The 13,028-nt window shown below is 50.9% G+C and carries 10 protein-coding genes and 1 other annotated feature; of the genes, 1 reads left to right on the plus strand and 9 read right to left on the minus strand.

What is annotated here, in order from left to right; all coding sequences use genetic code 11:
- Window positions 1-41 precede the first annotated feature (41 nt).
- Window positions 42-338: a binding site (T-box leader), on the minus strand.
- 185 nt (window positions 339-523) lie between these two features.
- The 9 genes from JR338_05535 to nusA form a co-directional block, all read right to left on the minus strand.
- Window positions 524-2,029: a hypothetical protein gene (locus JR338_05535; GenBank protein ID QRN84202.1), complete on the minus strand. Its 1,506-nt coding sequence runs from the start codon at window positions 2,027-2,029 to the stop codon at window positions 524-526.
- 84 nt (window positions 2,030-2,113) lie between these two features.
- Window positions 2,114-3,523 (minus strand): FAD-dependent thymidylate synthase, encoded by a 1,410-nt coding sequence (locus tag JR338_05540; protein ID QRN84203.1) that lies wholly within the window; start codon window positions 3,521-3,523, stop codon window positions 2,114-2,116.
- Window positions 3,510-4,469, minus strand: a complete 960-nt coding sequence (locus JR338_05545; GenBank protein ID QRN84204.1) for a bifunctional riboflavin kinase/FAD synthetase — start codon at window positions 4,467-4,469, stop codon at window positions 3,510-3,512. The genes JR338_05540 and JR338_05545 overlap by 14 nt, the downstream gene beginning before the upstream one ends.
- 82 nt (window positions 4,470-4,551) lie before the next feature.
- The gene (gene truB / locus JR338_05550) at window positions 4,552-5,469 is read right to left on the minus strand and encodes a tRNA pseudouridine(55) synthase TruB (GenBank protein QRN84205.1); all 918 of its coding nucleotides are present in this window, start codon (window positions 5,467-5,469) and stop codon (window positions 4,552-4,554) included.
- Window positions 5,470-5,514: 45 nt separating this feature from the next.
- Window positions 5,515-6,471 (minus strand): DHH family phosphoesterase, encoded by a 957-nt coding sequence (locus JR338_05555; protein QRN84206.1) that lies wholly within the window; start codon window positions 6,469-6,471, stop codon window positions 5,515-5,517.
- The gene (gene rbfA / locus JR338_05560) at window positions 6,449-6,874 is read right to left on the minus strand and encodes a 30S ribosome-binding factor RbfA (GenBank protein ID QRN84207.1); all 426 of its coding nucleotides are present in this window, start codon (window positions 6,872-6,874) and stop codon (window positions 6,449-6,451) included. The genes JR338_05555 and rbfA overlap by 23 nt, the downstream gene beginning before the upstream one ends.
- A gap of 15 nt (window positions 6,875-6,889) precedes the next feature.
- Complete coding sequence (gene infB / locus JR338_05565; protein ID QRN84208.1) at window positions 6,890-8,677, minus strand: translation initiation factor IF-2; 1,788 nt, start codon at window positions 8,675-8,677, stop codon at window positions 6,890-6,892.
- A 99-nt stretch (window positions 8,678-8,776) separates the two neighbouring features.
- Window positions 8,777-9,103: a YlxR family protein gene (locus JR338_05570; GenBank protein ID QRN84209.1), complete on the minus strand. Its 327-nt coding sequence runs from the start codon at window positions 9,101-9,103 to the stop codon at window positions 8,777-8,779.
- A 22-nt stretch (window positions 9,104-9,125) separates the two neighbouring features.
- A complete protein-coding gene (gene nusA, locus JR338_05575; GenBank protein ID QRN84210.1) occupies window positions 9,126-11,123 on the minus strand; it encodes a transcription termination/antitermination protein NusA in 1,998 nt (665 codons plus the stop codon).
- Window positions 11,124-11,411: 288 nt separating this feature from the next.
- Between nusA and JR338_05580 the strand changes: the two genes are divergently transcribed.
- Complete coding sequence (locus JR338_05580) at window positions 11,412-12,989, plus strand: alpha-glucosidase (protein ID QRN84211.1); 1,578 nt, start codon at window positions 11,412-11,414, stop codon at window positions 12,987-12,989.
- The last annotated feature ends 39 nt before the right edge of the window (window positions 12,990-13,028 follow it).

Raw genomic sequence — 13,028 nt, forward strand, 5'->3', positions numbered from 1 at the left:
CCAGAGTAATGGGACCGGAAAACAAAAAACGCTCATCCCAGATATGGGACGAACGTTTAGTCCGTGGTGCCACCCAGTTTAGGCAACCCTTTAATCAAAAAACCCGTTGGTGTGCAACGGGGAAAAGGCCAGCCTCACTCATTACTCAGGTACGGCAGATTGCAACTGCGTATACCATTCACCCTGATAACGGCGGTGTGTCCGTTTGAAGCTAATGGTTGCCTTTCGCTTCAAAAACTCCGAGGCCCATTCAACATTCCCGTGTGTACAGCTTCTCACCTTCTGCTGCTCTCTGTGACACCGTGAAACTGCCTACTCTTCCTCATCAACGTCTGTCTTTATGAGATTGTTGTCCCCAATTATAGGCAAGCTGGCTGAGTTGTCAAGGGCAGTTGAGGTTCATTTCCCCGAAGGACTAATCTGCCACCAGGAGGAATAAGTCAAAATATCAATAGGTCTGCCCGGTTGCTACGATCCCCTCATCATAATACGCAGGAAAAACCACCAAGGGCGGTGCCCGCGTCTAGAAGATCCAGGGAATGGCGAAAATGAGTAAGATAGCAGCGAGGATCCCTTCCACCTGGTACTTCTCCAATTTATCCAGGAAAACCGCCGCCACAGGGCCAAACATGAAAAAGTATGTTAGCTGCGTGCGCCCGCCTGTGGGTGACCATTTGAAAACAAGACAATACAACAACATGGACACGATGAGCAATGCGGCATAAATCAGGACGTTTGGTTTTTCTTTACCGAATATGACGATTCCCACCACGGCCACCAAACTCAAGACAAAGATCATTAAATGTAAGGGGTTGCCACTCGGCTGCTCAGAGGTGTTGTTGTCAGGGATATAGAACTCGCCATCCACCGTCGTGCGGGGATCATTGATCGCGAGGTCCAGGTCTTCATGCAGCTCTTCGAGATAGCTACCCATCCAACTCTCGGCATTAATACCGGGTAGAACAGCGTGTAAAGCGAGATTTCGGTTGATATTGGATACAAACACCTGCCAATTACGGATTTCATTGACCTGCCCTGCAAGGGCCTGAGGCTGGTAGATCTGGCCATAATCCAGCTGATTCCGCATGAGATACCCCCCATTGATTATTGCCAGAATGGCTAAGGCCGCCAAAACCCAAAGCAGCATCCGTCCCAATCCCAATCGCTGCCATAAGGCCACAATGGCATAAAGCGCAAAGGGCAGAAGGAAAACCAGAGCCACGGCACTGGTCAGCACAGCGAGCGCTCCCGCCATGGCGGACAGCACCAGGATTTTAGGTTTCTGAACCTTCCGCAGGTAATACAACAGCATGAAAATAGCACTCAGAGTCCAGAAAGTCAGCAGCATAGTGTTTGTTGCGCTGGTCGCCTGCATGATCGCCACAGGTAAAGTCGCCCCAAAGATTGCAGCAAATCGACGCCCTCTGATGCTTGCTCCAACGACATCTGCCAGGCTGGCAGCCGCGGCAATCGAGCCCACATACGCCACCCAGGCCACCATATTGGCTATTCGGTCTGAACCTGAGAGGATATAGAAGTTCAGCTGGATGATCTCAGCCCCCGGTGCGGCACTGTTCTGCGCTTCATTCTCGGTGGCGTAATGCTCCATGCTCTGATTTTGGGCCCAATGCGCCACCCTGCTCATTGGGGTGTTCATCGTTTCATTGGCATTCGGCGGCGCGGTGAAGGCAACCACGGCGGTGACCACCAAAACCATGATCAAGAGTGCATCCAAAACGAAACCGAACCAGGTATCTCGGTGATAGACAACCGGCAGCCGTAATATCCTTCGGCCTTTCAACCTTAGCCAAATCCAGATAAGCCCGGCCAGGATTGGCAGCCCCCAGACGATGGACAATGCCAGCTTATTGATCGCATGGAACCAACTCAACAATTCCGTGCTGATGACCGTATATGCCGCCCAGACGATTGCCCCCTGAACCAGTGAAACTCGCCAACTCGGTTCCCGTTCACTGTTACCCATCATGATCCAGGCACCTAAAAAGGAGAGGATCGCTAGAATAAACATAAACACTCCATAATTTCAAATTTAATCATATTGGGTGGGAAATTCCTCACACATGGGATCATTTCAGAACTCTTTACGAAGTGCCTAGAAATAATCCTTGTCAATGTCTTGCCAGGCCACGCCGTCGGGAATGGTCATGAAAGATGCCAGGCTGGGATAAATGCCCGAAATCGCCTCGATCATCTTCAACGCCACCCGCCGGATGGAGAAATGGGCATTCTCTGCAGCCCTCAACCGGCAAAGGGTGAAGGCTTCTCGCATGTTCAGCGTGAACAGCACCCGCCGATTGAATCCATTGGGGATAATGTAACCGGCCAGATCCGTATTGAAGGCCCATAATTCATTGTAAAGGGATTCTGCCTGATCCATCGCTTCACGATATGCCACTTCACAACCGGCTTCGATAATCCCTCTCGGCACAGCGTAGCCCAGTAATGCCGTCAGAGGCTGCACCGTCTGGGTCATCATGCGGTGCCGTTTAAACTCAAAATAGGCGCCCTGATCCATCACCGCTTCAAAGGTCATCTGGGCATACTCAAATTCCCGTATAGGCTGGTCAAAGGGCCCCCGCTCAGCCATCAGTTCCTGAACCAACGCCTGCCGCCCGGAGTTATCCAATTGACGAATGTAAGACTGGCAGGCTTCAAAGGAAGCCTCTGGTGAGAATCGGAACAGAATGGCAGCCAGGATCTTCTCTTCACCATCATCATCGTAATCCACCAGGGTGAAGTCACAACTGGGAACCGGCTGCACTTTTTCCGCTTGCAGGGACATCTTTTCCGTTGTCTTAATCAAATAGGCGTTACAGCCCGCATACTTAATCAGGGTCGGGGCCTCTGCCTTACCGACCTTCAGCACCCACTCTCCGATCTGCCGAACCTCGTCCAGTGGAGAGCTGAGCATTTTACAGATGGCATATTCCAGGGAGCGCGCATTGATCGTCACGCCGACATTCGCAAGAGAGGCCGCTGGCAGCAAAAACCGGCAGATATCTACCGAAGCCGGTTTGATCCGACGCTCATAAGTGACATCGCTCTCCTCCGGGCTCTGAGGAGTGGTTTTTCGCAGCCAATCCTGCACCCGTGAGATACATAGCTGGTAAGTCTCAAAAAGGTTATGGCAGGTCTGGCTAAATTTCTCCTCCAGGGGCTGCCCTTTCAATTCTTCGGGGAAATAAAAAGCATCCACATCCCATTGCTGGTAGCGGGTCGATTTTTCTGTATAGGAGGCCAGGCGGTTACCTTCGATGGTCTCTATAGCCAAACGCGAGACATTTTCCAGGGCCAGATGTAAAACGGCGTGCTCCGCCACAGAGGCGTGCCCATAACCCACAACCCATTTCTCATGGAACTTGGCAGCGCGGGCATCGGTCAATTCAGCCGCGATCACGTCAAATGCTTCCGGTGAGCGGGAGGTCTTGGCAAAAGCGACAGCTATGGTTTCAGGGCTGAGGTCTCGGGGGCTGAGTAAATAGATCCGTCTAGGTTTGGTCATGGCTGAATATCCTTCGGGCCGTGGCTTTATCGCGTTCTATTTGAGCGAGAAAAGTCTCTACGCCAGAGAATTTCTGCTCATCTCTGATCTTTTCAATGAATTTTAGTTCTAAGTGCTCCCCATAGATGTTACCATCAAAATCCAGGATATGCGTCTCAATGTTAGGCTTCTCCTGGTACTCAAAAGTCGGCCTGAGGCCAACGTTTGTGATCCCATAATAAGTCTTGCCATGGAAGATCGGCTGGGTGGCATAAACCCCGATGGCAGGCAGTTTTTTACGCGGCCAATGGTCGAGATTGGCGGTCGGCAGCCCAATCCGAGAACCACGGTCGGAGCCGCTTGTCACCGGGCCGTTCACGGAATACGGACGACCCAGCATTTCCATTGCACTTCGCATATCGCCTTCATCCAGAGCCTGGCGGATGCGGGTGGACGAAATTTCACCCCCGCCCAGTTCCACAGGATTCAGCGCTTCCACAGTAAACCCGATCTCCTCACCAATTTGTTCAAACACAGGGATGGTTCCAACCCGATTCTTGCCCAATGCAAAATTGTTCCCCACGATTAGGACCTGCAATCCCAGTTTTTCCTTCAGCGTTTGCAGAAAATCCTCCGGTGAGAGGCTGGCAAATTCTCGATCAAACTGAAAAGTGATCACCTCGTCCACGCCCATTGCTTTGATTAAGCTCGTTTTTTCCTCCGGGGTCGTCAGGTAATAAGGCTCCTGGGTCCGGCCAAAGAAATCCGCGGGGTTGGGGAAGAAAGTGATCACAATAGAGGGCATCTCGTTGGAAAAGCTCTTTTGGCCGATTTCATTGATGATAAATTGATGTCCTCGATGGACTCCGTCAAAATTGCCAATCGTCACAACTGATTTATCGTACGGCAGTACAGGTAAATTGTCAAAACGAGTAAGATTCAATGTCGATTTTTCAGTGCCCGGCATAATAATTTTCCAACTTAGAAAAAGCGCCCTTCGTCAAATAAATGAAGAAAGGGCGTTTATTGTACTAATTATCCTGAAAGTATCAGGAGAAAAACACCTTTCGCGGCTGCCATTCCTTGTCTTCAGGAACATATTCAAGCAATGCCACCAACTCACCTTGCTGGCTCACCGCACGCACCCAATTATCCGGATTTTCCGGCGCTTCCTCAACTGGAACACGGTGACCGTGACGGATCAGGTCCACTTCTTCAAAGGTCAGTTCTCGTGAGGGCCAGTCGGATAGTGCTTCTGCAGCAGGAATCAGGTACTTGTACCAATCGCCATTTTCAAAGGCTTCCTGGAGTTTACGAAGCTGAACGGCATCCCGCAGGGCAAACTCGCCGCTCTTGGTTCGGCGCAGCCCAACCAGATGACCGCCGCAGCCCAAAACCTCACCAAGGTCATTTGCCAATGATCGGACATAAGTCCCGGAGGAACAGTAGACATCCACAATGGCCTCGGGCGAATCCCATTCCAGCAGTTCCAAATGATACACATCAATTTCCCGGGGCTCCAGCTCCACTTCCTCGCCATTCCGCGCCATCTCATAAGCCTTGCGGCCGTTAATTTTCTTGGCGGAATAGGCGGGTGGCACCTGTTCAACGGTGCCTTCGAACTGGGTTAGGGCTTCCTCAATCTGTTCCTGAGTAAAGTTCACGGGACCTCGCCGGGTGATTTCACCTTCGGAGTCATATGTATCCGTACTCTCGCCTAACCGGATGATAGCCTGGTACCGTTTATCCGAAGCCGAGACATATTCGCTCAGCCGGACAGCGGGACCAACCAGAACTACCAAAACGCCTGAGGCGCGTGGATCTAAGGTGCCTGTGTGGCCTGCTCTTCGGATGCCAGTTCCTCGCCGAACAACTTGCACAACATCGTGCGAGGTCATACCAATCGGTTTATCAATAACCAGTACCCCTGAGACAGCATTCTTTACATCAAATTCTTGTTCACTCATAATTATTCCACACTCCCCTGAGATATTTGGGTGTTCTCCTTATTATTATCTTGAACTTACTAATAATTCACGTGTTTGATCGATCACACGCGCCATAATTTCATTGAGATCGCCGTCAATATCTGCACCGGCTGCGGCCGCATGACCACCACCGCCAAAGCTAAATGCGATTCCTGAAACGTCCAAACCGGGCTTGGCCCGCCAACTGACTTTTACCTGATTATGCTCTTGTTCGATGAAAATGAGTGCAATCTCGGCTTCACGGACCGCAGACAACACATTTACCAGATCGGCATCATCATTTCCAGCATACCCGATTTTTTCACGATCAGCAAGGGTCAGAGAGGTGAAAACCAGACCATCTTCATACTCCAGCCGGTTCAACCCAGCACCCCAATATCGGACTGCCTTATAAGATTTTAACACCAACTCTTCACGATAGATGTAGGTCAAATCCGCGCCTAGGTCCATCAAAGCCGCGGCCCTGCGCATAACGGAAGAATCGACATTTGAAGTACGGAAACCAATCGTATCGCCCACAAGTCCCGAAAGGAGACTGCTGGCAACATCTGCATTAAATGCCAAACCCCAATCCGGGATATGGTCGTAAAGGATCGCAGCCGTGGCAGCCTGGTCGGGCTCAACCACGTTGTAAGTCCCAAAATTGAGGTTGGTCTTGTGATGATCCACAACCAGGTCCGGGCTGCCATACCCATTGAGGGCATCCCCAACCCGGGCGGGATCTGAACAATCCACCACCACGATCATATCGAATGAACCATCCGCCTTGCGGACAATCTGTTCACTTCCGGGCAAATACTTAAATTTATCAGCGCCATCCTGCAGGACCATCTGAACGTCTTTGCCTGCCTGTTGAAGGGCTAACCCGATGCCAAGCACCGATCCGGCTGCATCCGCGTCTGGACGGACATGGGAGACAATCAAAATTCGGTTACTTGCAGCAATTTTCTCTTTAATCTTAAGATTGATTTCCTTCGTCATTCATTTCCTCGTTATCAGGTTCTTCAATTTCTGCCGCTTCTTTCGTATTCGATAATCGTTCCGCCTTGATTTCTGCCAAAAGCGACTCGATCCGGTCAGCTTTTTCAGGTGTGTCATCCCAATAGAAACGCAGCTTCGGCATCACACGCAACTTGACCACCCGGCCCAGTTCATACCGTAAATAACCTGCTGCACTGCGCAGACCATCCAATATTTCAGCGGCCTGTTCCTCGCCAACCAGCGAGGAAACATATATATTGGCAAAGTCCAACTCACGATCAACAGAGATGTCCGTAATATATGCGCCTTGAACCCGGGGATCACTCACCTTGGTTTCCAGCAACAAGGTCATCACTTGCCGAATCTGGTCCTGAATTCTCTGTAATCTAATACCTGAAGGCATGATTCAAATCCTTTACTAGAACTTCTGCTCCTCAATGACATAACATTCGAGCAGATCACCCTCTTCAAACTCGTGGAATTGCTTCATTGTTATGCCGCATTCAAAGCCATCCCGGACTTCACGGACATCATCTTTACCACGTTTGAGCGACCCAATTTCACCTTCAAAGATCGCTTCACTGTTGCGGATCACTCTGATCTTACCATTCCGGCGAATTTCGCCGTCAATCACCCGGCAGCCGGCAGCCATACTGAATTTTGAGACCTTGAAGATCTGCAAAACCTTCGCCTTGCCGACAACCTTTTCAACCATTTCAGGTTCAAGCATACCTTTGATAGCTTTTTCAATATCTTCGGTAAGCCGGTAAATAATCGTATATAACCGGATTGAGACGCGCTCTTTTTCCGCCAGTCGTTCAGCAGCGTTATCCGCTTCAACAGCAAAGCCAACCACGATGGCATCCGAGGCTGTCGCCAGCATAACATCACTTTCGGAAATATTACCGGTTTCAGCGTGCAGAATTTTAATCGAGACATCCTGCGCCTTGTCACTAATTTCATTCAAAGAATTGACAATCGGTTCCAACGAGCCCTGGACGTCCGCTTTCACAATCAAGCGCAATTCCTGTTCCTCGCCAGCCTGCAATTGCTCAAAGAGGTCTTCAAGAGTGGCTTTCCGGGCAACGGAGTGGGTCTGTTCACTGGCCTCAATATCAGCAACGATGGCTCGTGCGTCCTTCTCAGAAGCCACCTTGCGGAAAAGGTCACCGGCAGCCGGTACATCGTTCAAACCCATCACAACGATAGGCGTGGAAGGAGCAGCTTGCTTGATCCTTTCACCGCGATAATCGAACATGGCCTTGATCCGTCCAAAGGCTTTTCCAGCCAGGATGGTGTCACCTACTTTAATCGTACCATTTTGAAGCAACAGGGTTGCCATGACACCGCGGGTCTTATCGAGTTCAGCTTCAACCACAGTCCCCAGGACTTTACCGGTGGGATTGGCTTCAATTTTGTTGTTCTCCGCCACTAACAGAATCGCTTCCATCAGGTCATCCAGCCCTTGCTTCTTCTTGGCCGAGACAGGCACCACAATCGTGTCGCCATCCCAGTCATCCGGGACCAATTCGATCTCGGAAAGCTGGCGTTTGACCAATTCAGGATTCGCACTGGAGAGGTCCATCTTGTTCAGCGCCACGATGATCGGCACTTGAGCAGCTTTGGCATGGCTGGCAGCTTCACGGGTTTGCGGCATCACACCGTCATCCGCAGCGACCACCAAAATCACAATATCAGCACCTTGCGCACCGCGGGCCCGCATGGATGTGAAAGCGGCATGACCGGGGGTGTCCAGGAAGGTGATTTTGCGCCCTTTATGGTCAATCTGGTAGGCGCCGATATGTTGGGTGATCCCACCCTCTTCCCCACCGGCGACATTCGTCTCTCGGATTGCATCCAATAGTGAGGTCTTACCATGATCCACATGACCCAGCATGGAGATAACAGGTGGGCGGGGTTTCAGATCTTTTTCTTTTTCATCAGCGATCATCCGCCGCCAAAGGGGAATTTCACCTTCGTCCTCTTTGGTTTCTTCGACGACCTGTTCCAATTCGGGATCAAAACCCAATTCGCTGGCCACAACCGCCGCTGTATCAAAGTCTACAGTCTGGTTAATGCTGGCCATAACACCATTGGCCATCAAGACTTTGATGACCTGAATGGGGCTGGCCTCTAATTTTTCGGCTAAATCCCGTACACTGATACTAAAAGGCAGGATGACTTGTTTAATATCACTATCGCTCACACAACACCTCCATGTTTTCCCCTACCTTGAGAAATCTCTGAGATATCTCAAAGCCGTTTTGAATATTGAACTGCTCGGGAGCGACCAGATGATCTTAACTCATCCTGACAAATCCTCTGCCCCCTTCATCGCCGGCTCATCCTCAGGAATGTGCTCCTGCATATACGCCAGAAGCGCTTGCTTTTCCTGTTCGGTGAGCTCAGCTTTGAGTGCATGGCCAAGACTGCTTTTTACGCCGCGCACCCAGCAGGATCGTTGGTCGTGAAGATAGGCTCCACGGCCATGCGCTTTTCCGGTGGGGTCAACCTGAACACCCTCCGGACTTCTCACAATCCTGATCAAGGAACGCTTCGGCAAGATCTCCCGACAGCCGACACAAGTCCGCTGCGGCACATGCTTGCTGCGACGTTTGGTTTTCTTGACCATCTAATCGCTTCTCATAACTTGTCTACCAGTCTTCCCATCCATCCTGTTCATCGATATTGGGCCGACGTTTCTTCTTGCTCTTTTTCTTCTTCGTACCTGATTTATCTGAGGAAGAATCCTCTTCAACAAATCTGGGTTTTTCATCTTCATAATAGCCATACTTGCGGGCATCATAGGAGAAGAGTTTATCAAATTCATCTTCCTCTTCTTTTTCCTCTGGCTCCTTTGCAAGCGCTTTCTTCGCTACAGGCTTCTCAGGTTCAGGTTCAGCAACAGCCTCTTCAACCTTCGGTTCTTCAACCGCTTCAACTTCCAATTCAGCGATGGCTTCTTCTTCAAACTCTTCCGGTGTGGCTACAGCAACCTCTTCGGCCGCTGCACCTTCAGCAACAGGTTCAGCTTCCGCTTCACCAACGGCTTCTTCAGCCAGCTCCTGAGCTTCAACAGCTTCAGAGTCAGCCTGGGCCTGGGCCTCGGCTTCCGCCTCAGCAGCAGCTTCGGCAAGAGCGGCAGCCTCTTCCGGCGTGATCCGCAAAGCATCGGTCAGTGTCTTGACCTCTTCAAAAGATTTTGGACCAATGCCATTCATAGCGAGGATCTTGTCACTATCCAGACGCATTTGCAAAACCAGATCACCCAGAGTATCAATTCCGGCTTCCTGGAGGATATAAAGGACATGTTCCTTAAGATCAACATCCAGAATATCAATATCAAAGGTCAACGGCGGCACAGAAGCATACGCCTCTTCGTACCGACGTTTTTCTTCCAGATCCTCTTCCCGGCGCTTCTTCTCAACCCGGCGTTCCACCCGGTCAACAAAAGCAGCCATGAAGTCATAATCTTCAGGCGGCAATGGACGCCCTTCAGCCTTCTTTTCCAGAAGGACTGTAAGTTTCTCCATTGATTCGCCTTCCCGATCTAACATCTCAGCATAACGGGGATCCCTCTCCAATTTATGCATCGATTCACCGGCGGCTTCCGCCAGGCTCTTGATGTCAATCCGCCAGCCAGTCAACTTAGCTGCCAGGCGGGCATTCTGTCCATCTCGGCCAATTGCCAATGAAAGTTGATCTTCAGGTACAACAACCGTCGCTGTGCTGCCATCTTCACTGGACTCCATCAGATAAACGCCCAAAACACGGGCCGGGCTAATGGCCTTGGAGATGAAAGCAGCGGTGTCGTTGCTCCATTCAATCACATCAATCTTTTCGTCATTCAGTTCACGCACAATGGCCTGGATGCGCACGCCACGGACACCCACACAGGCGCCCACTGGGTCAATGCCCTGCTGCGTTGCCGAGACGGCAACCTTGGCCCTTTGGCCGGGCTCGCGGGCAATTGAACGGATCTCAACCACACCGTGGTAGATCTCAGGGACTTCATTTTCCAACAGCCGCCGCAAGAAATTGCGGTGCGCCCGAGAAAGGAAGATCTGCGGGCCACGGCTAGTTTCCTTCACGTCATAGATCAAAGATCGAATCCGATCATGCACACGGAGACGTTCTCGTGGGATCATGTCTTTACGAAGCATCAGCCCTTCGGCCTTCTTATCGAGGCCAATGGTTGCGCCTCGGCCACTGACGGCTTGAACGACACCGCTGACGATCTCGCCAACTTGCTTCTCAAAAAAATCAAATTGGATCTCACGTTCAGCTTCACGAATTCGCTGCTGGATCACCTGGCGAGCCGTTTGCGCGGCAACACGGCCAAAATCGTCAGGCGTGGTTTCTACAACCACCATATCGCCTAATTCGGCATCAGGATCAACTTCACGAGCTTCGCTCAGGAGAACTTCAGTTCGTTCGTCCTGAACGTCTTCTACGACCTCTTTTTCAGCAAAGATCTCGATCTGACCTGAATCCATATCGACCTTTGCTTCAACCAGTTGGGCATTAGAGGCATTAACCGCCCTACGATAGGCAGAGACAAGAGCAGACTCGAGCGCCTCCAGGATCACTTCCTTGGAAAGCTGTCGATCTTCCACTACCTCATTAAATGCCAGTGCGAATTCACTCTTCATGTTGCTACTTACTCCATCAAATATTCTTGCATGATACACAGAAAAGTGGGGGACACCCACTTTTCGACGAAAGGGTATAAAACATAAGCCTAAGCTTAATAACTCACCTGTGATTTTAGCACAAAGTAAAGGGGGGTGCAAGACATTGGGTGTGTAGGTGGAAAGATGGGGAGAAAATATAAAATCATCCACATCGTAAATATTCCGCCCAAATTGGATCAGGCTTATGGTATTCTTAATGCAATAACACTCACATTATTTCAATTTATCAGATGTAAGGGGTCCGACATGAAAAATGAGTATCTTTGGTGGCGGGATGGCATCATCTATCAAATCTATCCCCGCTCTTTCGCAGATAGCAATAACGATGGCATCGGTGATCTGCCCGGTATTACCAATAAACTGGATTACCTTCAGGATTTGGGCGTGGATGCCATCTGGCTCTCCCCCATCTATCCCTCACCTGATGTCGACTTTGGCTATGACGTGGCAGACTACACGGGCATTGATCCCAAATTTGGTACCATGGAAGATTTCGAGAAACTTGTCCGGGAAGCCAAAAAGCGGGATATCCATATCATTATGGACCTGGTCCTCAATCATACCTCTGACCAACACCCCTGGTTCATCGCCTCCAAGGAATCCGAAGAAAACCCCTATCACGACTGGTACCTTTGGCTCTATCCAAAGTCGGATGGTGAGCCGCCAAACAACTGGGCTGCCATCTTCGGCGGTTCCGGCTGGGAATATGACCCCGAGATGGGCCAATATTATTACCACATGTTTTACAAGGAACAACCGGACCTGAACTGGCGCAACCCCAATGTCCACCAGGCGATGCTGGATGTTTTCCGCTTCTGGCTTGGCAAAGGCGTGGACGGTTTCCGGCTGGATGTTTTCAATGCGTATTTCAAAGATGCTGCCTTCCGCGATAATCCGCCCAAACTCGGTATCCGGACCTTTGACCGCCAACAACACATCCATGATGCCTCACAGCCGGAAATGTACCCCCTGTTAGGTGAAATCCGAGCCATTCTCGATGACCACACTGGCGGTTACGTAGTCGGTGAGACTTTCCTGTCCGATACCGCCCATACAGCTACTTACTGCGGCAAAGATAAACTCCATGCCGCCTTCAACTTTGAATTCGCTGAAAACCGCTGGCATCCCAAACGCTTCCTCGATTCCGCTCAGAAGTGGTATGCCGCGCTTGAAGAAAATGCCTGGCCCAACAACTTCCTCAGCAACCATGACATGATCCGGGCCGCCAGCCGCTATTGCTTCGGCGAAGATGACCGGCGGGCCAAGGTTGCCCTGGCGATGTTACTCACTATCAAGGGAACCCCCTTCATATATTATGGTGAAGAAATCGGTATGCGGGATATCCCAGTCCGCAAGAAATCCGATGTGCTCGATCCGATTGGCAAAACCTTCTGGCCGCTCCATAAAGGCCGGGATGGCTGCCGGGCGCCTATGCAGTGGACGGGTGGAAAAAACGCTGGTTTCTCCGAGGCCAAACCCTGGCTGCCGGTGAACCAGAACTACCAGGAACGTAATGTTGTCAACCAGGCCGCTCAACCGGAATCGCTGCTGCTCTTCTTCAAGAGTCTCGCTGCCCTCCGCAAATCCGAACCCGCCCTCCAACGTGGTGACTTCGAAGCGCTGACAACCGACCCGCATACACACCTGGTTTTCGAACGCACACTCGGTGATGATCGGTTGGTGGTCGTGCTCAACTTCAACAGCCGTGAAGTCCAGGCAGACCTCCCTGAGGGTCAATGGCAGGCGATTTTTGGCAGCAACGGTCTTTTTGAAAATCATTTGGATCTTAAGCCCTACCAGGTCATCATCTTGAAACAACCCTAAGGGTCAGGTTCCATTCATTAGAGTGTCAGATCGCCGCTT

It is taken from the genome of Chloroflexota bacterium (genome assembly GCA_016887485.1).
Classification (GTDB): Bacteria; Chloroflexota; Anaerolineae; order Anaerolineales; family Anaerolineaceae; genus Brevifilum.

What these genes read in the sequence shown, in the direction of transcription:
- rbfA (QRN84207.1), bottom strand. Translation starts at nt 6,874, where the DNA reads ATGCCTTCAGGTATTAGATTACAGAGAATTCAGGACCAGATTCGGCAA.
- JR338_05570 (QRN84209.1), bottom strand. Translation starts at nt 9,103, where the DNA reads ATGGTCAAGAAAACCAAACGTCGCAGCAAGCATGTGCCGCAGCGGACT.
- JR338_05555 (QRN84206.1), bottom strand. Translation starts at nt 6,471, where the DNA reads ATGACGAAGGAAATCAATCTTAAGATTAAAGAGAAAATTGCTGCAAGT.
- JR338_05535 (QRN84202.1), bottom strand. Translation starts at nt 2,029, where the DNA reads ATGTTTATTCTAGCGATCCTCTCCTTTTTAGGTGCCTGGATCATGATG.
- JR338_05540 (QRN84203.1), bottom strand. Translation starts at nt 3,523, where the DNA reads ATGACCAAACCTAGACGGATCTATTTACTCAGCCCCCGAGACCTCAGC.
- JR338_05545 (QRN84204.1), bottom strand. Translation starts at nt 4,469, where the DNA reads ATGCCGGGCACTGAAAAATCGACATTGAATCTTACTCGTTTTGACAAT.
- truB (QRN84205.1), bottom strand. Translation starts at nt 5,469, where the DNA reads ATGAGTGAACAAGAATTTGATGTAAAGAATGCTGTCTCAGGGGTACTG.
- JR338_05580 (QRN84211.1), top strand. Translation starts at nt 11,412, where the DNA reads ATGAAAAATGAGTATCTTTGGTGGCGGGATGGCATCATCTATCAAATC.
- nusA (QRN84210.1), bottom strand. Translation starts at nt 11,123, where the DNA reads ATGAAGAGTGAATTCGCACTGGCATTTAATGAGGTAGTGGAAGATCGA.